The following is a 26,437-nucleotide window of genomic DNA, read 5'->3' as shown; positions in this document are numbered from 1 at the left end:
AAGAGATATTTCCAAAGTGAGATAATCTCTTTTTTATTTAAAATTATATTCAATTTAATTTAGAAAACAAAAGGCTCTGTTGTGATTTCTTACCTTAAGTCAAGGTTATAACTTTTTCATAGCCATTACATTTGAGAATTATTAATCTAAAACTCAAATTACTGTTTATGAAATCATCAATCTATCTTAAAATTTTGCTTTTTATTGTAGGTCTTATTGGCTTTTCAATTGGTATTGCGCTTTTATTTTTCCCAATCGTTTTTGAAGCTTCGGCAGGTATTTATCTTAACAAAAATGACTTTAGTTTATTAAGCGAAATCCGTTCTTCGGGAGGAACCCTAATTGTTTTTGGAACTGTAATCGTATTAGGCGCGTTCAAGCCTTCATTTACAAAAATTTCTCTGCAAACGGCAATTTTAGTCTATTTCGCTTACGGCCTTTCACGCTTATACTCCATAATTGCAGACGGAATTCCTAGTCCAACAATTCTAAATGCAGCGATATCCGAAATTGTAATCGGAATTATATGTACAGGATTTTATTTGAAACATAAAGAATAAGCTATTTCTGAACTATCCTTTTCCTAATCCTGCTTAATGATTCGGGTGTAATGCTCAAATAACTGGCAATATGAACCAGCGGTATTCGGTTTAAAAAATTAGGATTCGATTTCATAAATTTCAGATAACGTTCTTCTGGATTGTAATTATTTAACAAAGCAATATAACCTTCTGCCTTTCGATAATCTGAGACCATTATTAACGAAGTTATATGCTCCAAAATCGGACTTTTTAACTGCATTTCTAATTCTTTCTCCCGAGTCCCGCTAACTAAAATGGTATCTTCAAGACATTGGATATTAAATTCAGAAGGTTTTCCGTTTAAGTAACTCGAATAAATTACCAATGGCATTTCTTCGATAAAAAAGCCAGAAGTTTTTTCGACATCATCGACCATTCTAAATTGTCTCAAACAGCCTTTTAAAACCAGATAACATTTATCGCTCATTTGTCCTTCTGCAACTACAAAATCGCCTTTTCTAAAAAATTCGATTGTTGTGTTTTCTATAATTAAATCAATATCTGAAGGCCCAAACCTATTGAATTGTTCTAGAAATTTTCGAAGCAGATCGTTCATGATTTCTCTCTTTTATAATAGACGATTTTTACATCTTTTCTTTTATATAAAAATAGAAAAACATTCTTTCCGATTAATAATAAATGTTCAGGATAATATTCGACTTCGAACTATCAATTATCTTTTCGAGTCTTTTAAAAAATACTTCACTAACCATTGGACAACCGTGACTAAGAGCAATATAATGATCTTGTTCATTTTCTGGAACTGCAGAATATGAGTGCAGTACAATCATTCGCTTGGTTGCATTATTATTGGTTTGATCTAGCCCCTTTAAGACATAAGCTTTACCAAAGATTCCTCTATAAGATTTACCTATTGCATAACGTCCGAGCGAAGTACATTTCGAATTAGGTTCATTGCTAAATTTCAACTCTCCTTTTATACCGGTTTCAGAACCTGCTCCGTTTGCGACTAAACCTTCATCAACTACTACATTCTTTTCCAGATCATAAACAAAGAATCTGTTTTTACCCGATTTAATTCTCATATCAATAAAAAATGCAATTTTAGAGTTATAAGCGCCTGAGGCTATCATTTCTTTTACAGTTTCAATTTGTTGATTGAAACGCACTTCATCTGAATCGGTTATTTTTTTATCATTGGGCTTTGGGTTTCCTAAAACACAATTGGCTATTAGGAAAATCATGTTTACTATTTTCATTTTGCATTTCATTTTTTAAAACATTAAAAATCAATTAATTGACAACACAAAATTAAAATGAGTGTTTAAAAAAAATGCTTCCTAAAAGTCTAAAAAACAATAAAATAAGATTTTTTTTCAGCACAAACAATGCTGATTTTTCATCAAAAAAAATTAACTTTGGACTATTAAAAAAACGGGATTTATCAAAAACAAACAGTCCAGATGCTTCGTCCTTGGCCATTGCAAATTCAGCTTGATAAAAAATCAGATAAAGCCATTTATCTGCAAATTGCCGATGCTGTAATTGATGCCATAAAAACTGGAAAATTGGTTAATGGCAATGCATTGCCAGGAAGCAGACAGCTTGCAGAACTGCTGAAAGTAAACCGAAATACGGTTGTAGAAGCTTTGGATGTTTTGATTGCCGAAGGCTGGCTTGTAACAATCGATCGGAAAGGAACATTTGTAACAGATTCACTTCCGTCAATCCATTATTCATTAGAAAATAAAATAGCTTCCGAAATTATAATTGAAGAACCTAAAAGTTTTCTGGTTTTTGATGACGGACTACCTGATAGCCGACTGGCTCCAATGAATGATCTGGCAAGAGCATATCGTGAGTTGTTCAACCGAAAATCGCGCTGGCAGATTATGGGCTACACCAGCGAATTGGGAAATTTAGAGTTTAGAAAATCGATTGCACAAATGCTGAATTTTAAACGCGGCATGAGTATTTCGCACGATCAAATCTGTATTACACGTGGAAGTCAGATGGCTATGTATCTTGCTTCGCATTGTGTTCTAAAACCTGGAGATTTTGTTTTGGTCGAAAATCCCGGCTATAAACCTGCGTGGGAAACTTTTGAAAATGCAGGTGCAACTTTACTTCCTGTAAATGTAGATTCAGACGGATTGGATATTGATCAGGTCGAAAAATATCTGCAACATAAAAATATAAAAGCCATTTATGTTACACCTCATCATCAGTTTCCAACCACAGTAACATTGTCTTTAAAAAAGAGATTAAAACTAATTGAACTTTCTAATCAATATAATTTTACGATTATCGAAGACGACTATGATAATGAATTTCATTTTGGACAGCGCCCAATTCTTCCAATTTCCAGTTATTCGGCTCTGAAAAATTACATTTATATCGGTACTTTTAGCAAAATTGTTGCACCTGCTCTACGTATTGGATATTTAGCCAGCTCCCATGAAAATATTCAGAAGATCGGAAATCATAGAAAGATAATTGATGTTCAGGGCGATAATATTATGGAAGAAGCGATTTTGAACCTCATCAACGAAGGCAAGATAAAGCGTCATCTCAAAAAAACTAATTTGGTTTACAAAAGCAAAAGAGATTATTTTGAGAGCTTGCTAAATCAATATCTCCAAGATAAAATCACTTTCACAAAACCCGAAGGCGGACTTGCTTTTTGGATTGTGCCCAAAAAAGAAATTGATGTTCTTGAAATTTTCGAAAAGCTGAAATCTCAAGGGATTCAGATTATGAGCCCGAACCGATTTAGTTTTGATGAAACTATTAAAGGTTTTCGTTTGGGTTATGCTTCTCTTTCAGAAAAACAAATGGAAGAAGGAATTAAAGCGCTTTCGAAACTGTTATAAAAGCCCTTCGAGTCCGCTCAAGGTGACATGGAGATTGTCTGGCTGAGCGGAGTCGAAGCCTTTCTAGTTATCAATCTTTCAAAAAAATTAATTACAGTTTTCCATTTCTATAATAGAAAACCCATTTGCCCGAATCTGATTTTCAATCTCAACCGGCGCTTTATCAATATGGCAAAAACGACATTCTTTAGAAGATAAAGCCTGTCCTTCCTGCGCTACACTTTTCAAGTATATTTTACCATATTCATATACTTGTTCTGCATCGTTAATATTTTCATCAACCAAAATATCAAAGTGCATAATTTTTCCGTCTTTGCGAGTTACATAAGTATCCCAAACTGCTATTTTCATTTTTTTTAAGGTGCTAAGATTCTAAGTTACTAAGGTTCTAAGTTTTTTTTCTATGCAAATTTATATTGGTTTTCGTGGTGTCAAATCATCCAGTTTTTTCATTTTTTAAAATATACTGGTCCAGCAAGATTTTGCTATTTGAACATAATTTTACAGTATGAAAAAAGATATTATTTTTAATTTGATTAATGTGCATCAGCGTATCGAGAATGCCTGCAAAATGGCTAGTAGAAATCCTGCTGATGTTCAGCTTTTATTGGCAACCAAAACGGTTCCTGCAGAAAAAATACGAATTGCAATTGAAGCTGGCGAAACTTTAATGGGCGAAAACAAAATGCAGGAGTTGCGAGATAAAAATGATGTTTTGAAAATTCTCCCTGTTGAACGCCATTTTATCGGACATCTTCAAACCAACAAAGTAAAAGATGTCTTGAAATATGTGACTTGCATTCAATCTTTGGATCGGATAAATTTGGCGGATGAATTGCACAAACAGCTTCAAAATCAAAACAGAAAATTAGATGTTTTTGTTCAAGTCAATACTTCATACGAGGAAAGCAAATTCGGTTTAGCTCCAGAAGATGTTTTGTCTTTCATTAAAAAAACAAAAACTTATGATACTTTGAATATTAAAGGCTTAATGACTATCGGACTTTTAGATGTTGAAAAAGAAAAAATGATTCCGTCTCTCAGGCTTTTAAGAACTATTCGCGATGAAATTTATTCGGAAGGAATTGAAGGTTTAACCGATTTAAAACTTTCTATGGGAATGTCGCAGGATTTGGAACTTGCCATTGCCGAAGGTTCTAATATGGTGCGAGTTGGTACTTCAATATTCGGAAACCGTTTTTTAGGAAAAGAAATCTGGAACGAAAACATTACAGAATAAAACTTAATTTTGCAGCAAATAATGAGCAGATGAACCTGAATGATCTTACCGTAATTGATACTGAAAAAATTGCTTTAGACGATTTATTTTTTAGTGATGAGAATAAAGCCGCTTTACTTCAGATTATCAAAGAACATCAATATATCGAGGAATTAAAAAAGTATAATCTTAAAGTTGACAATAAAATTTTATTGCACGGAAGTTCTGGCTGCGGTAAAACAACAACGGCAAAAGCTATTGCAAATACGTTAGGCAAAAACATTATTATTGTAAACCTCAGCACTGTTGTAGATTCTAGAATTGGTGAAACTTCTAAGAATTTAAAAGCCATTTTTGATAAAGCAATTAGAGAAAGAGCGGTTTTATTTTTGGATGAATTTGACCAAATAGGAAAAAGCCGAGACAGCGACGATAAAGACGTAGGCGAAATGAGACGTTTGGTAAACACCATTATTCAGCTTTTTGATTATTTCCCTGCTGATAGTTTATTGATTTGTGCAACCAATCATTACGAAATAATTGACAGTGCTTTATTGAGAAGATTTCAGCTTCGTTTGAAATATGAAATGCCTTCAGAAAAACAGCTAAATATTTATTATGATAAAATTTTAAACAGTTTCCCAGAACATTTCCAAAATATCGAAAGACGTTATGCCATTTCGTATGCTGAGGCATTAGATTATATTAATACTACTATGAAAAAGCAGATTATTGCTGCTTTGGATTCAAATAAAAACACATAAAATTTCGACTCAACTTCACGTTTCATTTGTATGTTCCATAGGAACATTTCATCGGTAGAAATTTAGATTGACATCATTGTTTTACGTTCCGTAGGAACGTTTGATTGTCATGCATTTTTTACCAACGACACGTTCCTAGCGGAACGTGGTTTCACTGGTTACCTTTTTTTAAATCAAAAAACCCGCTGCAAATGCTCGCAACGGGTAATTTCTCTTGGGTGGAGTTTTATATATAGAATGAATAGTGTACTTGTTTATAAGCCTCTTGTTAACCAACCTTTTTTGTTGGCAGTTGCGATAGCATAAGGTGCGATCCAGAATAAACTGAAAGTGTAAAAAACACTGTAAGAATAAGCCCAGAATGATTCTGAAAGCGTATATCTTTTTGCATAAAATGCCATAGAAAAAGTTGAAAAAATTAAAATTGCCATTAATGTTGAACTTAAAAACAATACGGGATGAACCGCAATAAAGTAAAACATAAATAATATAAACGGATATGTCATTGCAATTTTAAAGAACTGGTTTAAGAATAGCATTCTTGCTCCAAATTTTGATTCTTTTCTAAAATTTGTAAAAACATATTGAGCCATCATAAGGTTTTCACGAACGTTACTTCTCGCCCATCTGATGAACATTTTATACAATCCTTTGTATTCTTCAGGAACATTTGTCAATACTACTGCATTTCTTTGAAATTTTACTTCAAAACCTTGTTTCAAAATCATATTGGTCAAGGCGCGATCTTCTCCAATATCCGATGGTTCTCCCATAAAAGTCTGGTTGATCCATTCTGGAAGACAGTTAAATACAGCATCTCTTCTGTAGGCTGCCAAAGCTCCTGGCGTGCATAACACAGAACCCAATTCGCTTTCTGCAGAACGCTGAAATTCGAAACTCATTACAAAACTTACATTCAGCATTTTTGGTAAAATCGCTTTTTTATTGTTCAAAACCTGAACGTTTCCTGCAACTGCACCACATTTTTTGTTTACTACAAACGGACTTACTAAGTTTCTTAAAGTATCTTTTTTCACAATAGAATCACTATCTACTGTTACAAAAATTTCTCCCGTTCCTAATTTAAATCCTCTGTATAATGCCTGACGCTTTCCTTGATTTTTTGGCTGCTGAAAAATCGTTACACGATCTCCTAACTTTGCTTTTGCTTCCTGCATCCAATACCAAGTATCATCTTTACTTCCATCGTCAATTGCTAAAAGCTGTAATTTTTCTGCTGGATAATCGCTTTCTGCAAGACTCAATAAAGTGTCCCAAACCAATTTTCCTTCATTATAAGCAGGAACGATAATTGTACAAGTTGGCAATAAATCGTCTGATACAGATGGAATTGCTTTATATCTTAAATACAGATAAGAGCTATACAGGAAAACACCCGCCTGATAAAAGAACAAAATGGTAGTTATAATTAAAAATGGCAACCCCCAAGTCGAAGCAATTCTTTCAAAATGAAATTTCTCAAAATCATCCTGCAATAGAAATACCACTCCAACTCCTGCTAATAGTAATAAAAAAGTTCCGATAAGAACTGCTAAACCAAACGGACTAGTTGGTCTTTCTACATGTACTTTTTGTGATTTTTGTTTAGTTCTGAAAAAAGAACCGTTTATTGTTTTTTCGCTGATCGCCGAACTGCTGTTCGCGTAAAATTGTTCTGAGATAATTGTTTCGCTTTCCATGCTTATACTCCTTTTTTAATTTGCTTAATGTGGCTTTTAGTAAAATCTTTTCTTTTCTAATTATTTGCGACTCTTATTTGAGAAACAATAAAAAAACAAACACATCAAAGATTTTGACATTAACACATTTTGCAAGTGGCGTGCCAACACGATTTCGAACTGGTATAGAGCAATTTAGAAAAACAGGCACAAAAAAGAGTGTATAAATATTTCACACTTTTTGGATACTGTATACACTAAAATTATAGAATTTGGAATTAAAAAAAGTGAGATTTAGAAAGGGTTTCGAGCGCTTTTGCATCTCTTAATTTTAAAAATATATAAATCTCAAAAAACAAATTTTCTAATAAAAAAACGAGAAGAATTAATAAAACGACATTATTAAAATAAAATTGTTCAAAAGAAAGAAAATAGATTGAAAACACTTTTTTTACGTTTCTAAAGAAACATTCTTCCCAAAAAATCAGGAAATCTTACTTAAAAAAGTTAAATTTATCGAAACAAACTTAACCTAAATTTTAAGGAGACTATAAAATGAGTAAAGAGCATTACCATCTTTTACTGGCTGATGACGACGAAGACGACTGCCTTTTCTTTAAAGAAGCTCTCGACGAAATAGTTCTCAGCACCGATCTTTTAACGGTTCATGATGGCGTACAATTAATGGATTATTTAAAAAGCAATATTTCTAATCTTCCAGAAGTTCTTTTTTTGGATTTAAATATGCCCCGAAAAAATGGTATCGAATGTTTGGATGAAATAAAAGATGACGAAAAACTAAAAAACCTACCTATAATTATTTTCTCTACTTCGCTGGATAGCGAAATAGTAAATAAACTTTATCAAAAGGGAGCTTCTTATTATATTCGAAAACCCGGTGAATTTTCTAAGCTCAAAAGTGTAATCCAAAAAGCACTGACAACTGCATCAGAAAACAAATTTAAACAGCCCGAAAGAGCCAATTTCATACTGCAACCTTAATCTTCTTTGGAAATGAACCGCAAAAAAAAGGAACATTATTTTCTTTCCGAAGGAGGAGAAATGGGAGAATTAATTCGTTCTGCAGATTGGAGCCAAACACCATTGGGTGATCCAGAAAAATGGCCACAAAGTTTAAAGACAATGACCGCAATGCTACTCGGAAATCCGTTTGGAATGTACATTGCATGGGGAAAAAACTATACTCAAATATACAATGATGCCTTTCGTCCTATTTTGGGCGCATCTAAGCATCCAGAAGCTTTAGGAGGAAGTTCTAAAGATACATTTGCCGAAATCTGGGATACCATAGGACCAATGTTCGCCGATGTTATGAAGGGAAAAGCAGTAAGTTTTCCTGATTTTAAAGTTTCGCTTCATCGAAATGGATATACAGAAGATTGCTTTTTTGACTTTTCGTATAGTCCGATAAAAATAGAAGATGGTTCTATTGGCGGAATTTTGGTTACCGTTATCGAAACTACCGAAAAGAAAATTGTTGCAGATGCTTTGCAGGAAAGTAATGCACGGTTTGTCAATAATATTATGCAGGCTCCTGTAGCAATGTGTATTTTTAGAGGTGAAAATCATGTTGTTGAAATTGCCAACGAACAAATGCTGCAGCTTTGGGAAACAAAAGCCGCAAACGTAATTAATAAGCCTATTTTTGAAGCTTTGCCAGGATTAAAAAAACAAGGCTTTGATGAAATTCTTCACAACGTTTTTACAGACGGAAAAAAAATTACCACAGACGAATTATTTGTTCAATTAAATCGAAATGGACAAACCGAAAATACCTATATTAATTTTGTTTACGAGGCCTTAAGAGAAACCGACGGCACAATTTCTGGCGTTGCCGCCATTGCAACAGAAGTTACAGCCCAAGTTTTGGCTCGTACAAAAGTAGAAGAAAGCGAACAAAAAATAAGACAGCTGGTTGAAAATGCGCCTTTTCCTATTGCCGTTTATGTCGGGAAAGAAATGCGCATTGAATTGGCAAACGATTCCATAATTAAAGTTTGGGGAAAAGGTCCCGACGTGATTGGAAAAACATACACCGAAATTCTTCCGGAATTAAAAGATGAGCCTATTTTTAAACAAGTCGAAACCGTTTATGAAACTGGAAAATCTTTTCATTCTAAAAATACGCGAATTGATCTTGTAGTAGACAATGTCTTAAAAACATCTTACTTCAATTACAGCTTTACTCCTTTGTATGACTTAAATGGAAAAATTTACGGTGTAATGAATACAGCAGTAGATATTACCGATTTATCCTTGGCCAAGCAGAGAATTGAAGAAAGCGACAAAAGGTTCCGGAATACTGTAAGGCAGGCTCCTGTTGGCATCACGATTCTTCGTGGGCCAGAATATGTGGTTGAAATGGCAAACGAGGCTTATCTTAAGTTGGTAGATCGAGAAGAACAAACTTTTGTAGGCAGACCTTTATATGATTCGCTTCCAGAAGTTAAAGAAACCGTTAGCGCTTTATTAGACAATGTTTTAAATACCGGAATTCCGTTTCATGGAATCGAAGTTCCTGTTCCGTTAAACCGATATGGGAAAATAGAAACTTCTTATTTTGACTTTCTTTACCATCCATTAAAAGAAGAAAACGGAAACATTTCTGGAATTTTAGTAACCGTTACAGAAGTAAGCGAAAAAGTTGAGGCCAGAAAAAAAATCGAGCTCAACGAAGACCGCCTTAAAATTGTTGTTGAAGCTAGCGAATTGGGTACATGGGAATTGAATGTAAAAACTAGAATTCCAACTTATTCTCAAAGATATCTTGAAATTCTTGGCGGGTATACCGAAGAAATAGTATTAACTCACGAAGAATTATTGGCTCATCTTCATCCCGATGATTTGCATATTAGAAATAAAGGTTTTAAGGAAGCTTTAAATACAGGATTTTTAAATTATGAAGTCCGTGTAATTTGGAAAGACCAATCTATACATTGGATTGAAGGAAAAGGAAAAGTTTTTTATGATGAAAATCATGAGCCGGAAAAACTCATTGGAACAATTAGAGATATCACAGAAGAAAAAAAATATCAGCAGAAAATTGAAGACAGCGAAAAGAAACTTCGTAATCTTATTATGCAATCGCCTGTTCCGAAAGCTATTTTACGCGGTACCGATTTTGTAATCGAAATGGCCAATTTTGCACTTCTGAATAATATCTGGAAAAAAGAAGAAACTGAAGTTGAAGGAAAAAAAATATTAGACATTTTTCCAGAACTCAGCAATCAAAAATATGCCACATTACTAAGGAAAGTCTACGAATCTGGAGAAGTATATTCAGAATCTGAATCTTTACTTTTTATTGATAATGAAAAAGGTGGAAATCAATTTTATGTTGATTTTGAATTTGCACCGCTCCGCGAAAGTGACAATTCGATTTCTGGAATTAGAATAACACTTATTGATGTTACCGAAAAAGTAGGAGCCAGAAAAAAAATCGAAGAAAGCGAGAAAAGATTCCGACTGCTTACCGAAAGTATTCCGCAATTAATCTGGGAAACCGATGCTTACGGAAATGCTCTTTTTACTTCGGGAAGATGGCTGGAATATACTGGAATAGAACCTGGAATAGAAGGTTCATGGCAAAAAATGATTCATCCTGATGATTTTGAAGAAAATGTCAAAATCTGGCAGCATGCGCTCGCAACTGGAGAAATGTATCGCTGTGATGTGAGAATGCGCAGAAAAGATGGTTCATACAGATGGCACACCGTTATTGGCGAACCCGTTTTTGCACTCGATAACAAAATAATAAAATGGGTCGGCGCTTTTACGGATATTCATACCGAAAAAGCCTTTACACATGAACTTGAACAACAGGTTACAGCGAGAACGAGAGAATTAATACAAATTAACGAATCGCTCCAAAAAAGTGAAGAGCGCTATCATTTGATGGTAGAAGAGGTTCAGGAATATGCCATTTTATATTTAAATAGCAATGGTATTATTGAAAACTGGAATGCTGGTGCCGAAAAAATAAAAGGCTATAAAGCAGAAGAAATTATCGGAAAATATTTTGCTGTGTTTTATACCGAAAAAGACCAGAAAAACAATCTTCCTCAGAAACTGCTTCAAATTGCTAGAGAGAAAGGAAAAGTGATTCATGAAGGCTGGCGTGCGCGCAAAGACGGAAGTCTATTTTGGGCAAGTGTTGTAATCACGGCCGTTCATAACAAACAGAAAGAAGTTATTGGTTTCTCTAAAGTAACACACGATTTAACCGAAAAAAAGAAAGACGAAGACAAGCTCAGAATGAATTCATTAGAACTGGCTCAGAAAAACAATGAGCTGGAAGAAATGAATAAAGAACTCCAGTCTTTTGCTTATATTTCGAGTCATGATTTACAGGAACCTCTTAGAAAAATTCAGACTTTTGCTTCTCAGATTATAGAAAAAGAAGCTGAACATTTATCAGAAAACGGAAAAGATAAATTTAAAAGAATGCAGAACGCCGCACAGCGAATGCAGACTTTAATTAATGATTTATTAGCTTATTCGAGAACAAATATTCAGGAACGTATTTTTATAAAAACAGATCTTGCCCAGATTATAAATGAAGTAAAAGAAGATTTAAAAGAGGAGCTAGATCAGAAAAGTGCTGTAATTGAAATTGAACAAAGCGTTGAAGTTGATATTATTCCGTTTCAATTCAAACAATTACTTTATAACCTCATCAGTAATTCATTAAAGTTCTCGAATCCTGATATTCCAATTGTAATTAAAATCAGAAGTAAAATTGCATTAGGAAGAGATTTAGAAAATGAAAAACTGATTCCTGCTAAAAAATATTGCCATATAGAAGTTTCAGACAACGGAATTGGCTTTGAAGCGCAGTATAGTAAAAAAATATTCGAAGTTTTCCAGCGCCTTCATGGTAGGGATCGTTACAACGGAACCGGAATTGGATTGGCGATTGTGAAAAAAATTATCGAAAACCACAACGGAATCATCACAGCTTCGGGTATTCAAAATAAAGGAGCATCTTTTGATATTTATATTCCTATAAAGTAAAAATTTCAAATTCAATAAAAAAACGGAAATAACTTTAAAGCTATTTCCGTTTTCAATTTCGGTTCAAAACAAATTAAAATTATCTAGTGTAAACAGTAATTACACCGGTTGTTTTATCTTTAATTTTTAACTCCTTGTTAGTAAGATTCATGATATCACTTGTCGAACTAATATTTCCAACAGTAAGAGTTAAATCATTGTGAGATCTTACATAGGTACCAGTAGTTTCCGTTAATGCACACTCACTTCCATTATAATCACCAATAACTGCTGCATTACTTAATCTTAAGTCTAAATAATCTCCAGGGCATCCACTTTGGTTTTGCGGAGCATCGACTAAAACTTCTTGACCATTAACAATTGTTCCTGTTTTGCTTAGATTATATTTCCCTTGAATTGGAACAATTGTTTCTCCTTCATTATCGTCGTTACTACAAGAGATTACGAACATTCCCGCGCTTAAGGCTAATACGAATAAAAAGTTTCTATTTTTCATGATTTCTTTGTTTTTTATTAATTTAATTCAATAATGCTAAATTAAAAGTATATACTTACAAAAAATTTCATGATTTAATGAATATCTTACATAAATCGCATTTTAGCATTAAGAAACATTTTTTTTACACAAATAACAAATTAAGTGTATTTTAGATATTTTAATAACTTATTTAATTTTATAGAAAATGAAAAAACTAATCGCATTCAGCCTTTTTGCATTGTTTAGCTTTACAGCTTTTTCTTGTACTGCTGACGAAACAGAAACAAACGGAGTAAAAACTGAAGCCAAAAAAGAAAGAGTGCTTTCTGAAGGACAAGCAAGCGAACCAGATGGGCCTGGTGATGATCCAACCAATATTAATCCTCCAAAAAAATAATTCAGATTACAATTGTTTAACCAAAACTATTTTAGCAATGAAAAAATTTCTTTTATTTAGCATTTTTGCGTTAAGTTTTACAACTTACTCCTGTTCTGCAGATGATTCAGAAACTAACAACTCCAAATCGGAAATTAAAAAAAATACAACACCAACAGATGCTGCGATCGCAACTGGTCCAGATGATGATCCTGTTGTTGTTCCACCACCACCAAAAAAGTAATTGAATTTAAATGAGAGTGTCCTTTAGGATACTCTCATTTAAAGAATGCTCCTATTAAAAAAATTGACGATTCTACGACGATGTTCGATAAATTAAATTGCAACATTGAAGTATATTTATTATGGCTTGCATAATTATTACTTTAGAAAAAATATTCATAACCTATTTAATTTTATAAAAAATGAAAAAACAACTACTATTTGGCCTGCTTAACTTATTAAGTTTCGCCACTTATTCCTGTACCGCCGATGATTCGGAAGCGACAGGGGCAAAAACAAAAGTCGCAAAAGAAACAACTCTAACGGGCGCACAAGCAGATGGTCCTGGGGATACTCCTCCACCACCTCCCCCTCCAGAAGATAATTAATTTTAATCATTAAGCTAAAAAATGGAGTAATCTTTGGATACTCCATTTTTCTTTTTAATTATTATTTTCTTTATTTCCACCACCATAATTTTATTTAATCATTTGATAATAATCACTTTACAATAATTTCACATTAGTTTTCTTAATTTGATATAAAACTAATCGTTATGAAACTTTTTAATCTAAAATTCCTGGTATCATTCAAAGAATGGCTTTTTTTAAGAGCAATGCAATCTTCTTTCCTGCATTAATAAACCATTATAAACAAAGGAAAGTACTATTGAATGAATAAAATTGAAAGCTCATTTTTGAACAAAAACCAATTTGGTAACGACTTCTTGTGGGGTATTTCTACCGCCGCTTTCCAAATTGAAGGCGCGCATGACGCCGACGGTAAAGGTTCTTCTATCTGGGATGTTTTTACTTCTCAAAAAGGAAAAATCAAAAACGGACATCATGCCATAACTGCTTGTGATTTTTACAACTCCTATCAGGATGATATTAATTTAATTAGGGAACTAAATATTCCGAATTTTAGGTTTTCTATCAGCTGGCCTAGAATTATGCCGACTGGCGTTCATCCTATCAATCAAGCAGGAATAGATTATTATAACAAAATTATAGATTCGCTTCTGGCTTCTGGAATAGAACCTTGGATAACGCTCTATCATTGGGATTTACCGCACGAACTAGAAGTAAAAGGAGGCTGGACAAATAGAGATTCTGTATCTTGGTTTAAAGAATATGTCGAAGTCTGTGTACAGTATTTTGGCGATCGTGTCAAAAACTGGATGGTGATTAACGAACCTTCTGTATTTACTGGAGCGGGTTATTTTTTAGGCATCCATGCGCCCGGAAAAAAAGGAATTACCAATTATCTAAAAGCTATGCATCATGTTACGCTGGCAACTGCTGCAGGCGGAAAAATTATACGCGAACGAATTCCCGATGCACATATTGGAACCACATTCTCCTGTACGCATATTGAACCTGCAACAGAAAACCCAAAAGATATTGAAGCTGCAAAACGTGTAGATACACTTTTAAACAGAACTTTTATAGAACCCATTTTAGGATTAGGTTATCCGCAGAAAGATCTTCCGGTTCTTAAAAAATTGAATAATTATTTTCTTCAAGACGATTTAAACAATCTCAGTTTCGATTTTGATTTTATCGGATTGCAGTGTTATACGCGAGAGGTTGTAAAACATTCTATTTTAACTCCATACATTGGTGCCGAATTAATAAGTGCTGAAAAAAGAAATGTAATCTCGACCGAAATGGGCTGGGAAGTTTATCCGCCTGCTATGTATCATATTCTTAAAAAGTTTAACGAATATGACGGAATCAAAAAAATAATCATCACCGAAAACGGAGCCGCTTTTCCAGACACCGTACAAAACGGAAAAGTTCATGACATAAAACGAACTCATTTTATTCAGGACAATTTAGAACAAATTTTAAAAGCTAAAAATGATGGTTTAAATGTTGACGGCTATTTTGTATGGACTTTAACTGATAATTTTGAATGGGCCGAAGGATATAATGCCCGATTCGGATTAATTCACGTTGATTTTGAAACGCAAAAAAGAACCATTAAAAACTCTGGATTATGGTTTAAGGATTTCTTATCCTGATTTTACCGCGAAGTACGCGAAGTATTTTAAAATAACTTTCAGTTAAAAACAAAGTTCGCAAAGCTATGTATAAATTGCTTTGCGAACTTTGCGCTTATCTTTGTGCCTTTGCGGTTAAAACGCTAGCCCCAAATAGTATTAGGACTTATATTTATAATTCTGTTTTAAGATTCCAACATGAATTTTCCCATTAGGTTTTAAGTTAGTTATAATCCTGATATATTTCTCTTCGGGATATTTTACCTCAAAACTAAAGGTTGTATCTTTTGCTTTAACTTGAAGCACATGTTTTCCTTCCCCAGATGTTGACAATCCTACTGTTTCGTAAGTAGGCAATGCTTCTGTTGCTTTTAAATTAATTTCTTGAACTTTCTCTTTATCTAGAAAAACTTCCAGCTTTATGTTGTTCAATTTCATGTTTGTTGGCTGTTCAAACGAGACAACGTATTTTTTACAGCCCACAGCGCATAAAATAATTACTAGTAATAATAGCTTTTTCATAAGAGATATTTTTTAAACTGATACTAAATAGAATTCAAAAATCTATTATTTTTTTTTATAAATATAGATAATTTTATGGCAATCCTGCTAATCCAAAAAATCAAGTTTTACTACTTCTATAATCAAAAATTTGGATTAAAAAAAAATCAAAAAAAGAGATGAAAAAACCACTTATTTCATTGATTTTATTAGATTTAACGATATTTTTTTCTTATCTTTATAGTGTAAATAACAGTAAATATATGCCAAAAAACAAACTTTCTAAATGCCTCAATTACCCTTCAAAAAATTATTTTTTTTATTTCTTCAAGCATTTTATTTTTCAAAATGCAGTCCAATTTCATCTCGAAATTAATTCTACCAATCTTTTTTCTGTCCAAAGTGTAAGCGGACAGAAAATATTAGGACAAGAGTTTCAGCCATAATCGTATTTATTTTGCGAAGATCTATTTTCTGAATTCCGCTTTTAGAAAATTGATCTTTCAAATTCATAAAAAGACTTCCTTTTTTTAGGAATCTCTTTCGACTCCTCATGTTTATTTTTTACCAAAACTTTTTTATATGCCATTATTTTTGACTTCGACAATTAAATTGTCACAAGCACTTTCAATCTTTACTTCAATCCTATATTATTTCAGCATCTTTTAACCGTTCGCAACCAACTTTTGACGGACTTATTGCATCTATAATAATAGAGATTTGTTTCAACTTAAACAATTCAAACTAGACTTTTGCATGCTTTTTCTGGGAATTCTCGGGAATCTCAGGAAAACGCAGGAATTCCGGGAATCCCTTGCCAGTTAAGGCCTAGAAGCGCCTTTACTTTGCATCAAGAAATTAGTTCAGGTTTTGTCTGCAGACTAAAACAATAATGAAAACCAGTTCTAATTAAGAGTGTAAAAAAAACTGTAAGACCGAGTTTATTCGGGAAGTATAAATAACGTCTTACTGTTCTACACACTTCACTTCCCAAAACCAATGTTGGTATTGCCACAGAAAGCCTCTGGATGATTCCGGACAGCAATACCTATGTCTAATTTCTTAAAAATAAACAAAATGAAAAAACTAATACTATTTATCGCTTTTGCGGTATTATTCACGATATTTTCTTGTACCGCTGAAGAGTATGAGACACAACCAGTAAAGAAAATTGAAAAAATAGACGGTCACGCTGGTAATGATAAACCTGATGGTCCTGGTGATGAACCAAAACCACCTGTAAAATCATAATACTAATAAATTTATTTTAGTATCTAATTAATTACTATTTTCGGGGAAAGTAAATTTATATGTTACGGTCCCCGTTTTTTTATTTTATTCTACTTATTTTTCTTTTTTCTTGTAAAGAAGAAAGCATCACTCATCCTGATGTAGAATTAATTCGAAAACGAGCACTTAATTTACGAGATACGGCAGACGAAAATTATGTAAAAGAAAACTTTAATACCGCTTTTTATGAATTTAACAAATCAAAAGATCTTTTTGAAACTTTAAAAGATAGTACCAATATTTCTTATGTCCTTATCCAAATGGCCGCTATTCAGCAGATCAATGGAGATTATTATGGCAGTAAAGAAACCGTAACTGAAGCCTTACCTTATGCTAAAAAAAACAAAAACCATAAAAGTTGCATAAATAATGCATTAGGAATTGCTGATAAAGAACTTTCGCTTTACCAAGATGCTATATTTTACTATGAAGAATCGGTTAAAGATTCAGACAGTTTTCAGGAGAAATTCCCTCCTTTAAGTAATATTGCCGTTGTATATATTCTTCAAAAAAAATATGATAAAGCAATTAGACTTTTAGAGTCAATTTTAAGTCAAAGATTGCTAAACGAAAAATCTAATGCTCGTTCCATAGGAAGAATACAAGACAATTTAGGTTATGCTTATTTTAAAATTGGAATGGATGAAAAAGGATTTCATTTAATGGACAAAGCACTCCAGACTAGAATTGAAATTAAAGATACATACGGAAGTATCGAAAGTTATCTGCACCTTGCAGACTATTACTCTAAACAGAATCTTCAAAAATCAGATAAAAACGCTCTTGCAGCATATAATATTTCTACAAAGTTAAATAGTATTGATGAAAGATTAGAAGCCCTGCAAATATTAATCTCAAATGATAATAGTTCTAATACCTCCAAATACACTCAAAAGTACTTTACATTAAATGACAGCATTATTAAAGTTCGAAATAATTTTAAAAATAAGTCTGCGAAAATTAAGTACGACGCCAAAAAGGAAAAAGACGAAAACGAAAAACTTCGCTTAGAAAAGGCAGAGAATCAATTGTCGCTTCAAAGAGCCAAATATCTAAAAATCGTATCCGTAATTGTTTTTGCTTTTCTGGTCATTTTAATATTCATTTTAATACGCTATTATAAAAATAAAAACAAAGCCATCGAATTTAAAACTTCGTACAACACAGAAACTCGAATTGCTAAAAAGATTCATGATGAATTGGCAAACGATGTATTTCAAGTGATTGCTTTTGCAGAATCTCAGCCATTATCTGTAGAAAACACCAAAGAAAATCTACTACAAAAATTAGATGATATTTATAGTCGCGTAAGGGGAATTTCAAGAGAAAACAATAGTATCGATACTGGTGCAAATTTTACTAGAAGCATAAAAGAAATGCTTTCTGCTTATAATACAAGAGAGAGAAATATCATGGTTACTAATCTAGAAAATATAAATTGGGAAAATATTGATGATATTAAAAAAATCACCATCAGCCGAATTTTACAGGAATTAATGGTAAACATGAAAAAGCACAGTGAAGCAAGCATTGTTGTAATACGATTTGAAAGTGACCAAAAATCAATTTCAATAAACTATAGAGATAATGGTAAAGGCTGCGAAAAAAGTATGGTTGTGAAAAATGGCCTTCAAAACATGTCAAATCGAGTTCTAGCTGTTAAGGGTACATTTGATATTGAAACAGAACCTGACAAAGGATTTAAAGTAAAAATATCCATGCCAGAACAAACCCAGATTAAGTTAAAAGAAAAATTCGCGTATTAAAAAACCTTTCAGTATTTATCTGAAAGGCTTTTCTCTTCAAAAACAATAGTATTATAACCTTTACTAGCTTATAATGTTTCGTTTAAAACAGCCACCGCTTCTTTCCAGTTGTTTACTCGTAAATGGTGTGTTTTGTTTATGTTATGAAATGCAGTAAACATAATAGGTTTGCCCATACAGTAATCGAGATTTTTGCAATGGTCGTCTATCAAGTAATCGGTATTGATGATTCTTTTGCTGCCGCATAAAACTATATTTTCCCATTTTATAAAAGGAAAATGTTCACCAAGCCAAGCTACTTTTTCAGCAAGTGAGATTGGAAATTCTGTTGCTGCCGAAACAATAAAAATCTCAAAATTCTTTTGGAGTTCCTGCAGACTTTCAACTGCATCTGGCATTACAGGCAGGTTTCTAAAAAAATTGCCTTTATTTAAAATTCCGTGCAAAAGCGCTCTTTCCTTAAAAGCTTCTTCTTCACTTAATCCCTGAATTTCCTCTTTCGAAAGGTTCATTCCGTATTCTTTATTGTATTCTTCAATCAATTGGGATTCTATATCGGCTAGTACCCCATCCATATCGACTGCAATGGTTTTCTTTCTCATGATAATTTTATTTTGCGGTAAAATTATGCAAAAATTGCAGAATATTGCAATTTTTAACTTATTTTTGCAATACAAAACCGCAAACAAAATGAAGAAGGAAGAACGCCAAAAGGCAATTTTAGAATATTTATCTAAGGAACATCGTGTTAGCTCTATCGAATTAAGTGAATATTTGAGCGTTTCAGAAGATACAATTCGACGTGATTTAAAAGAACTTTCAGATCAAGGACTTTTGAAGGCGGTTCGTGGCGGTGCAGTTGCTCCTTCTCCGATTCCGCTTCATTATCGCAAAAGAGAAAAACACGATATTGAAAACAAAAAGATTATTGCTCAGAAAGCTATTTCTTATTTGAAAGATGGACAAGTGGTTTTTATTGATGGAGGAACTACTTCTTTGGCTTTGGTTGCGAGTTTTCCTTACGATTTAAAATTAACGGTTATTACCAATAGTTTTCCCATTGCTTCATTGGTTGAAGATTTACCTAATATTGATCTGATTTTTGCTGGCGGAAAAATGTGCAAAACTTCTTTTGCAACTTCGAGTATTGAAACAATTGACTTCTTTAGGAATTTCAGAGCAGACGTGTTCATTTTAGGAATTTGCAGTATCCATCACGAACGCGGTATTACGGGAATCTTATACGACGATTCTGTGCTGAAAAAAAATATGATTAAAAACTCCAACTTTGTTATTGCTTTAAGTTCTATCGAAAAAGTTGAAACTGCCGAATCTTACTTTGTTTGCCCAATAAAAGACATCGATGTTTTGGTGACCAATGTTTCTCCCGAAGATGAAATTTTAAAACCGTATAAAAATACTGGTTTGACTATTCTTTAATTTCATAACTTTGGTCTAGACAATGAATTAACATTAATCTGACGCAATGGAATTCCAATATTTTCTACCATCAGAAATTCTGAAACCTTATATAAAACATTATTATATTTTTGAATCAGATTCTGATATAGAATTTCAAGATACTGTTTTTCCAAGCGGCGAAATGGAAATGATTTTTAATCTCGGCGATGGTATTTGGGAATCTCTAATTGATGAAAAATTTCATAAAACTCCAAAAATTGAATTGTGGGGACAAATAACAAAACCGCTTGCCATAAAATCAAAAGGCAGACACACTATGCTTGGCATTCGGTTTTATACACACTCTGCAGCTTATTTTTTTAATGATGAAGTCGGAATCTTTAATGATCAGATTTTAAATTTAGAAGATGTTATTGGTAAACCCATAACAACACTCCATTTACAGCTTTTAGAAACTCCAGAAATTCAAAAGCGAATTGAACTTATCGAATCTTTCTTAATCAAGAAATTGATAACGAACGATAACAAGTCGCAGAAAATTCAAAAAGTGGCTCATATACTGTCGAGTTTAGTCCAAGATCCATCGGGCAACGAAATCAATACTATTGCTGCCAAATACGGAATGACTCCTCGTTATCTTCATAAATTGGTTTTTCAGCACACAGGTCTGGCTCCAAAATCCTTTAATAAGATTATCCGTTTTCAGCGCAGTTTAAAATTGATTGCCAACAACGATTCTCCACTAACTTCAATTGCTTACGATTCTGGTTACTTTGACCAATCGCATTTTATAAGAGATTTTAAAGCATTTACAGGGACTACGCCTACTTCTTACTTAGAAAACCTATCTCCAATAAATAACTTAATTATATAAAATCAATATTCGCACAACTTCTTAGCAACTTAAAAACTCAGAATCTTAGAATCTCGAAAAAACTGTTCCGATTTGTACAATTTTAAAGTTTTCAAGCGTAATACCTTTGATTAAAATAATATCAATTTATCCTTTTAATTAAAAACTAACGTTATGAAAAATTACACTCTTGGTACAATCTTAAAACTAATTGTATTTGCTATATTATTAAACAGCTGTAATTCGGCATCAAAAAAAGAAACGGTCAATTTAGACGAAGCAAAAAAAGCAATTCAGGAAAGCAACGCGATTTACTTTAATTCATTCAAAAATAATGATCCGTCCATTTTTATAGATCGTTATGCTGATGATGCTTCAATATTACTTCCAAATGCGCCACAAATTTATGGAAAAGAAGGCGCAGCCAAATTCTTCAGAAAAGCCTATGACGAATATGGTCTAAGAGGCGGTAAATTTATTACGACAGCAGTTTATGGTGATGGCGTAGAATATGTTACCGAAGAAGGTTTATGGCAATCCTTAAATGCTAAAGGCGAACTTATGGACGATGGCAAATTTCTTGTTCTTTGGAAAAAAACTCCTAAAGGCTGGAAAATGTTTAGAGATTCTTTTAGCAGTAATCGCGAAGCAAAATAATTTGCTTCTTTGAAACAAAAAAAGCCTTTCAGAACTTTACTTCCGAAAGGCTTCTCTACTACAAATTAATTGGCAAAATTATTTCCATCCGCCGCCCAAATCTCTGTAAACATGGACTGTAGCCCCGATGGCGCGAGCGTCTCGCTCGTGCACTTAAGTATTAACTTGGTTAAAAAAACTTGTGTTCACGAGCGAGACGCTCGCGCTAGCAAGGGAGAATTAATTATTAGTGTACTCTGCCTCCTGACGTTTTAAAACTTTTCCTGTATTACCGTCAAGTGTAATTATTTCTATAGTGTTAGGCTTTTTAAGCCATTCTATCTGCCACCATGAGCCTTCAGAATTAAAGTTTCTTCTTATTACAGTATGATATCCTGTACTCTGCAAAATGGGACCTTTTTGCAATGGAATTTTTTCGTTTTCACAGAATTTTACAATTTCTTCAAAAGTAAATTGGTAGGGCTTATCATAGTCTGTTTCCTTGATTACATTTCCTGATTCGTCAAACTCATACCAAGTTCCAACATGAAAACCATTACCATTAAATCCTACGCCTTTGATTTTTATATTTCCGTTTTTATAATATAATTTTAAAATTTGATAGAAAGAATTCTTGGGTGTTAACTTATATCCTTTGCCATAACTACCTTGGTCTAATTCGAGATAATTACCATCTGATAAAAATTCCCTTAATACATATGGATTCTCTTTTTTAGAATTGTTAAATTTTTGTGAATCAAATACTTCAAAATTTTTATCTATTGTTGGTATCATTTCTTTACTTATTTTTTTTTCTTTTGACTTAGTAGTATTTTGTGCTGTACAATTACTTAATATTCCTGTTAACAGAAATAACAAAATTATTTTTCTCATATTACAATAATGATTTATTTGCTTTGTCCCATTGCCATTTCCATAAAGAATACCTAGTTTGAGGTAGATGGTGAGAATAGTCTAAAATATTTTCGGTTGTTGCATATCTGTAAGTGAAAATTGCATCTGAATCTGCTTCTTCATTCGTGAAAGAATGTGGCAAATTGAATGAATGCAAAAATTCATGAGCTGCAGTCTGATCATTTTTGGTTGGGAATAAAACTACATTTTTACCAGAAGAGTAACCATTTAATCCAGAAATTCTACCATCAGCTTTGAGTTGTCCTCCACCTTCCCCAAGATAAAAAGCTTTAAAATAATCGTCATATTTATTTTCATCTGATGGGTTTATAGTTTTTAGGTTCTCTTTTAGTTTATTATACATGTGATCTTCTAGTGTTATGAAACCTGATGGATAGGCTCCATTCGGATAATGTGATACTATTTGGCCATTTAACACATAATGTCCTCCAGATTGAAATTTAATATCAGAAGATAAATCTATTGTTTCACTATTAATATTTGTTTCAATTAAAGCTTGTTTCAGATAATTTTCGAATAATTCTTTTTGTCCGTGCGATGATCCTGTATTTGAGCCTTTTGCTGGAACAATTTCTGGAGTTTTAACTTCCACTAACAAAACTTTAGCTTTTTTTTGTTTAGCACTATTATTTGCCCAAACATTTAATTTACCTGCCTGCAATTTTTGCTCTATGCAGTTTTCATCTTCTTTTATAGCATTTGTAATAATGGTTTGGTCGCTGTTGAACTCTTGCAAACATTCTATTGTTATATGATTCGCAAGTGCCTTTTTTCCTTTACCTTTTATGACAATTTCTTTTGGTGTAATTGTAAAAAATTTATTGTCTTCAAAACGTAATAAATCTGGCTCTTCTTCGATATCTACAATCAAACTAATAGTTGCTTTTGTATTTGGATACATAGATAGCCAAGAACAATAATATTGTTCGGGAATACAGTTTCCTGTGCCGTCATCAATTTCTTTCCACGGTATGTTGTGGGCATCGTAGATGTTTGTGAGTTTATTGTATAATATCTGGTCGTTCTTAAAAATACCATAACATTCGTTTCTGTCCGTAACTAATGTTCCAAATGTGTTATCGGTATATTGTTTTGCTACAATGTTTTTATAGTTGTTATCTCCAAAAGTAGTCTGTCCATTTATTAAATTAATGTCACCAATTCTCATCCAGTCAAAGCCATAATCTTCTCCTAGCCAATTCTTTTTTGGTCTAAAATGTACAATGCATTTTGCTGGCAGTTCTGGTTTTGGAGCATTTATAGGGAAGCCATAAGTATGACTCTCTGCCGTTTCATGAATAAAACCTGTAGCATTAAATGTTATGTTCCCATCGGAATACATATAATGATTTCCGCTTGTATTTTTAGTAATAGTACCACCAACAATTCTTATTCTGCTCATAATCTAGTTTTGTGTAGTCTGCTCTCCGCTATTGTTATTTATTTCTTTTTGAGCATTTTTACTCAAATTGCCTTCTGTATTATTATGAAAACCTTCTTTTCCTACCTCATGTCTCTCTTTATCAGTTTTAGATTCAAGATTTCCCTTAATATGTTCAGAATATTTTCCATCTACTACAGCATTAAAATCTCCAGCGACTCCAATTTCTTTAAATCCGCCAATGCTTTCACTATGATTTATTCCGACTATGTCTGTTTTATTTATTGTAACATTAGTATCCATATTGTTGCCCACATTTATAATAAGATCTTTGCAATTAAGGGTCAAAGTACCTAGAGTTGTCAATGTCATATTTTTGCCTTCTTCATCCAAATGAATCTCATTTCCACTTGGGTCAGAAAGCCAGATGCCCACTTTTTCTATAAATTTTAATAATTGCCCAAACCTAAATTTCCAACCCTTTATTCGATTGTCGGGTGTTGAGAAATCTGATTTCTCTTTTCTGCTGGTCATGGTTCCCATTACAATAGGCAGTTCGGCATTATTGCCCTGAAAGTCTACAAAAACGGTGTCGCCAATTTCAGGTATGACATGGGTTCCTCTGGCATCACCTCCGTAATTCTGCACTAAAGGAATGTAAGGCGTAGTTTCGCCTTTTGCTTCCTGCCATGGCATCTGTACCTGTATACAGCTGAGTCCGTCAGGATCTGCATTGGCAGTTACAATGGCGGTCTGGCTTTTGCAGTAAGGCACTAAATCTGGATCTGTTTCTGGTGAGAATACAGAACCGTTAAAATTTATGGCTGTAAAGTGGTTTTCGTAACCGCCGCCGTCATCGCAAATGTGTGTAATCTGAGTTACGCGGTAAGAGCTCTCCAACTGCATGTCGACACCCAAAACGCGCACTTCGTTTCCTACGGTAATTCCCGGAACTTCGCTCGATGCTTTCATTTCTACCAAACTGCTTAAAACAGCGCGCATTTTGTTTTTTGCATATTCCTCAGAAGATTTTCTTCCAGATCCGCCAACGGGAGTCTGGTTAAGCTGTATTACGGTTTCTTTGTTAAAAACTTCATTAGATCTGTTTAAAAAATTTTGATGGAATCCGTCGGCTTCTTTTCTGTATCTTAAAGTTTCGTCGGTTCTATACTCGCCGCCATTATTGTCATTTTCTATTACTTTAAATTGGGCTGGCAGAAGCTTAATGGTATAATCAAAATCCTGCATGTTTATTCCGTAGATTAATTTTGGCTGTCCGCCAACACCTCCGGGACTTCCAAAAATGGTCGTTCGCCCATTATAATATAGCCAGTGTCCGTTTCTTTTTGCCAAACGGTTTAAAAAAGAGAAATTGCTTTCGTTATACTGCACTGTATAAGGCAGATTGTCTAAATAAAAAGGTCTGACATCCATATCGATATCACAGCCCGATTTTACTCTGCTTACAATATCGCTCAAAGACATATTGGTAAAAGAATTGCATTCGGGGCCGTTTTCTAGAACTATCGTAGAACTTTTCCCTTTTATCACAATGGTTTCCTCTATGTCTTTGATTCGTGATTTCTGCAGTTTGACTTCGGTCACAATACCATAAAACTGCATAATATAATCTTTAGGATCTGCTCCAATAATAAGGTCTTCAAGTCCATCTATAGGTTTTATCTCTATGCTTATTTTTTCTCCATATAATTTCTGGGAAAAAGGCATAACGCTTTTAAACTCTTCCACCAATAAATCCTGTCTTACTTCAAATGAGAAAGTGTGGTGGTCGTGAATGGTCTGAAAAACTTCTAATTTGTTGAAATTGGTAATTCTGATCTCGCCAATTTTAATATTTGTGATTGTCTGTAATGCCATAATTAGTCATTTAGAAGGTCTATGAGTTTTTCCAATTATTTTCAAAAAGCGTGTTTCCGATTTTTACTTCATTTGATGAAATTAAAATCTCAGTAACCATAGGAACTGATCCTTCGCTTCTAAAACTTTTATGGAACGATATGCAGTAGCCTTTTTTGAAGGTTACATTTTTCATGGTGCTCATCGCGTCTCTGCGATAGAAAATGACTTTCCCGTCTTTTACGCTGGTCTGAGATACCATCCAATCTGAAAACAGGTCTGTCTGCGTGCTTTCTATTACAAGTTTTATCTGTCCGCCTTTTGTTTTGTTGGCAGGTTTTCCGTTGTTATCGACATTCTGGGTAAAATGAACGTCAAATTCTAAAACATTAAACACTTCATTGTCTAATTCTAATTTTGCTAAAAAGCTCATATTTAAAGGGTATTGATTATTGTACAGGCTTTTGTAGATTTTATAACCTTAATCAATAAATGAGAAGTGGTATTTAAGTAAATAAAATATTACATAATTGTATTGTAAATATAATAAATAGTTTTAAATAAGTAAGAAAAGTATTAAATTTAAGAATAGGCAGAAAATTA

General features: G+C 33.2%; 26 protein-coding genes. 15 read left to right on the top strand and 11 right to left on the bottom strand.

Annotation, left to right across the window (positions count from 1 at the left end; translation table 11 throughout):
* Nucleotides 1-167 precede the first annotated feature (167 nt).
* The gene (locus ABXT06_RS02775; protein ID WP_354589366.1) at nt 168-560 is read left to right on the top strand and encodes a DUF4345 domain-containing protein; all 393 of its coding nucleotides are present in this window, start codon (nt 168-170) and stop codon (nt 558-560) included.
* A 1-nt stretch (nt 561) separates the two neighbouring features.
* Here the strand turns inward: ABXT06_RS02775 and ABXT06_RS02770 are convergent, their stop codons facing one another.
* Complete coding sequence (locus ABXT06_RS02770; RefSeq protein WP_354589365.1) at nt 562-1,137, bottom strand: Crp/Fnr family transcriptional regulator; 576 nt, start codon at nt 1,135-1,137, stop codon at nt 562-564.
* A 73-nt stretch (nt 1,138-1,210) separates the two neighbouring features.
* On the bottom strand, nt 1,211-1,801 hold the full coding sequence (locus tag ABXT06_RS02765; RefSeq protein WP_354589364.1) for a murein L,D-transpeptidase catalytic domain-containing protein: 591 nt from the start codon (nt 1,799-1,801) through the stop codon (nt 1,211-1,213).
* Nucleotides 1,802-2,005: 204 nt separating this feature from the next.
* On the opposite strand from ABXT06_RS02765, the gene pdxR reads away from it, so the two are divergent.
* Nucleotides 2,006-3,415 (top strand): MocR-like pyridoxine biosynthesis transcription factor PdxR, encoded by a 1,410-nt coding sequence (gene pdxR / locus ABXT06_RS02760; RefSeq protein ID WP_354589363.1) that lies wholly within the window; start codon nt 2,006-2,008, stop codon nt 3,413-3,415.
* Nucleotides 3,416-3,502: 87 nt separating this feature from the next.
* Here pdxR and ABXT06_RS02755 read toward each other — a convergent pair whose 3' ends face one another.
* Complete coding sequence (locus ABXT06_RS02755) at nt 3,503-3,766, bottom strand: DUF2024 family protein (RefSeq protein ID WP_354589362.1); 264 nt, start codon at nt 3,764-3,766, stop codon at nt 3,503-3,505.
* 157 nt (nt 3,767-3,923) lie between these two features.
* Between ABXT06_RS02755 and ABXT06_RS02750 the strand changes: the two genes are divergently transcribed.
* Together ABXT06_RS02750 and ABXT06_RS02745 are read left to right on the top strand one after the other, a co-directional pair.
* Nucleotides 3,924-4,655, top strand: coding sequence for a YggS family pyridoxal phosphate-dependent enzyme (locus tag ABXT06_RS02750; RefSeq protein WP_354589361.1), 732 nt, complete (start codon nt 3,924-3,926; stop codon nt 4,653-4,655).
* 29 nt (nt 4,656-4,684) lie between these two features.
* A complete protein-coding gene (locus tag ABXT06_RS02745; protein ID WP_354589360.1) occupies nt 4,685-5,398 on the top strand; it encodes an AAA family ATPase in 714 nt (237 codons plus the stop codon).
* Between the two features lie 254 nt (nt 5,399-5,652).
* Here ABXT06_RS02745 and ABXT06_RS02740 read toward each other — a convergent pair whose 3' ends face one another.
* A complete protein-coding gene (locus ABXT06_RS02740; RefSeq protein ID WP_354589359.1) occupies nt 5,653-7,098 on the bottom strand; it encodes a glycosyltransferase in 1,446 nt (481 codons plus the stop codon).
* Between the two features lie 534 nt (nt 7,099-7,632).
* Here ABXT06_RS02740 and ABXT06_RS02735 point away from each other — a divergent pair.
* A complete protein-coding gene (locus ABXT06_RS02735; protein ID WP_354589358.1) occupies nt 7,633-8,079 on the top strand; it encodes a response regulator in 447 nt (148 codons plus the stop codon).
* A 12-nt stretch (nt 8,080-8,091) separates the two neighbouring features.
* On the top strand, nt 8,092-12,111 hold the full coding sequence (locus ABXT06_RS02730) for a PAS domain-containing sensor histidine kinase (protein ID WP_354589357.1): 4,020 nt from the start codon (nt 8,092-8,094) through the stop codon (nt 12,109-12,111).
* A 79-nt stretch (nt 12,112-12,190) separates the two neighbouring features.
* Here ABXT06_RS02730 and ABXT06_RS02725 read toward each other — a convergent pair whose 3' ends face one another.
* A complete protein-coding gene (locus ABXT06_RS02725; protein ID WP_354589356.1) occupies nt 12,191-12,607 on the bottom strand; it encodes a lipocalin family protein in 417 nt (138 codons plus the stop codon).
* 187 nt (nt 12,608-12,794) lie between these two features.
* Here ABXT06_RS02725 and ABXT06_RS02720 point away from each other — a divergent pair, with 187 nt between their 5' ends.
* The 4 genes from ABXT06_RS02720 to ABXT06_RS02705 all read left to right on the top strand — a co-directional run bounded on the left by ABXT06_RS02720 (nt 12,795) and on the right by ABXT06_RS02705 (nt 15,213).
* Nucleotides 12,795-12,986 carry a hypothetical protein gene (locus ABXT06_RS02720; protein WP_354589355.1) on the top strand — a complete coding sequence of 64 codons (192 nt, stop codon included), beginning with the start codon at nt 12,795-12,797 and terminating at the stop codon, nt 12,984-12,986.
* A gap of 37 nt (nt 12,987-13,023) precedes the next feature.
* Entirely contained in the window at nt 13,024-13,209 is a 186-nt protein-coding gene (locus tag ABXT06_RS02715) for a hypothetical protein (RefSeq protein WP_354589354.1), read from the top strand.
* Between the two features lie 181 nt (nt 13,210-13,390).
* Nucleotides 13,391-13,576, top strand: a complete 186-nt coding sequence (locus tag ABXT06_RS02710; protein ID WP_354589353.1) for a hypothetical protein — start codon at nt 13,391-13,393, stop codon at nt 13,574-13,576.
* A 284-nt stretch (nt 13,577-13,860) separates the two neighbouring features.
* Nucleotides 13,861-15,213 carry a GH1 family beta-glucosidase gene (locus ABXT06_RS02705; RefSeq protein WP_354589352.1) on the top strand — a complete coding sequence of 451 codons (1,353 nt, stop codon included), beginning with the start codon at nt 13,861-13,863 and terminating at the stop codon, nt 15,211-15,213.
* A 138-nt stretch (nt 15,214-15,351) separates the two neighbouring features.
* Here ABXT06_RS02705 and ABXT06_RS02700 read toward each other — a convergent pair whose 3' ends face one another.
* Nucleotides 15,352-15,714 (bottom strand): hypothetical protein, encoded by a 363-nt coding sequence (locus tag ABXT06_RS02700; RefSeq protein WP_354589351.1) that lies wholly within the window; start codon nt 15,712-15,714, stop codon nt 15,352-15,354.
* Nucleotides 15,715-16,770: 1,056 nt separating this feature from the next.
* On the opposite strand from ABXT06_RS02700, the gene ABXT06_RS02695 reads away from it, so the two are divergent.
* Nucleotides 16,771-16,944 carry a hypothetical protein gene (locus tag ABXT06_RS02695; RefSeq protein ID WP_354589350.1) on the top strand — a complete coding sequence of 58 codons (174 nt, stop codon included), beginning with the start codon at nt 16,771-16,773 and terminating at the stop codon, nt 16,942-16,944.
* Nucleotides 16,945-17,003: 59 nt separating this feature from the next.
* Nucleotides 17,004-18,749, top strand: a complete 1,746-nt coding sequence (locus tag ABXT06_RS02690; protein ID WP_354589349.1) for a tetratricopeptide repeat-containing sensor histidine kinase — start codon at nt 17,004-17,006, stop codon at nt 18,747-18,749.
* Between the two features lie 68 nt (nt 18,750-18,817).
* Here the strand turns inward: ABXT06_RS02690 and ABXT06_RS02685 are convergent, their stop codons facing one another.
* Nucleotides 18,818-19,351: a 5' nucleotidase, NT5C type gene (locus ABXT06_RS02685; protein ID WP_354589348.1), complete on the bottom strand. Its 534-nt coding sequence runs from the start codon at nt 19,349-19,351 to the stop codon at nt 18,818-18,820.
* 88 nt (nt 19,352-19,439) lie between these two features.
* On the opposite strand from ABXT06_RS02685, the gene ABXT06_RS02680 reads away from it, so the two are divergent.
* From ABXT06_RS02680 to ABXT06_RS02670, 3 genes are all read left to right on the top strand, one after another.
* A complete protein-coding gene (locus ABXT06_RS02680) occupies nt 19,440-20,189 on the top strand; it encodes a DeoR/GlpR family DNA-binding transcription regulator (protein WP_354589347.1) in 750 nt (249 codons plus the stop codon).
* Nucleotides 20,190-20,235: 46 nt separating this feature from the next.
* Nucleotides 20,236-21,045, top strand: coding sequence for a helix-turn-helix domain-containing protein (locus ABXT06_RS02675; RefSeq protein WP_354589346.1), 810 nt, complete (start codon nt 20,236-20,238; stop codon nt 21,043-21,045).
* 153 nt (nt 21,046-21,198) lie between these two features.
* The gene (locus tag ABXT06_RS02670) at nt 21,199-21,681 is read left to right on the top strand and encodes a YybH family protein (protein WP_354589345.1); all 483 of its coding nucleotides are present in this window, start codon (nt 21,199-21,201) and stop codon (nt 21,679-21,681) included.
* A gap of 219 nt (nt 21,682-21,900) precedes the next feature.
* On the opposite strand, the gene ABXT06_RS02665 is transcribed toward ABXT06_RS02670, so the two are convergent.
* From ABXT06_RS02665 to tssD, 4 genes are read right to left on the bottom strand one after another with little or no spacing between them, the layout of a single operon-like run.
* Nucleotides 21,901-22,554, bottom strand: a complete 654-nt coding sequence (locus tag ABXT06_RS02665; RefSeq protein WP_354589344.1) for a hypothetical protein — start codon at nt 22,552-22,554, stop codon at nt 21,901-21,903.
* 1 nt (nt 22,555) lies between these two features.
* Entirely contained in the window at nt 22,556-23,998 is a 1,443-nt protein-coding gene (locus ABXT06_RS02660) for a zinc metalloprotease (RefSeq protein ID WP_354589343.1), read from the bottom strand.
* Between the two features lie 3 nt (nt 23,999-24,001).
* Entirely contained in the window at nt 24,002-25,855 is a 1,854-nt protein-coding gene (locus tag ABXT06_RS02655) for a phage baseplate assembly protein V (RefSeq protein ID WP_354589342.1), read from the bottom strand.
* Nucleotides 25,856-25,874: 19 nt separating this feature from the next.
* Complete coding sequence (gene tssD, locus ABXT06_RS02650) at nt 25,875-26,267, bottom strand: type VI secretion system tube protein TssD (protein ID WP_091130700.1); 393 nt, start codon at nt 26,265-26,267, stop codon at nt 25,875-25,877.
* Nucleotides 26,268-26,437 lie beyond the last annotated feature (170 nt).

It is taken from the genome of Flavobacterium sp. UW10123, from assembly GCF_040538975.1.
Taxonomy (GTDB): domain Bacteria; phylum Bacteroidota; class Bacteroidia; order Flavobacteriales; family Flavobacteriaceae; genus Flavobacterium.
Note: the sequence above shows the minus strand (reverse complement) of the source record. Positions and strands in the feature narration are given on the sequence as shown.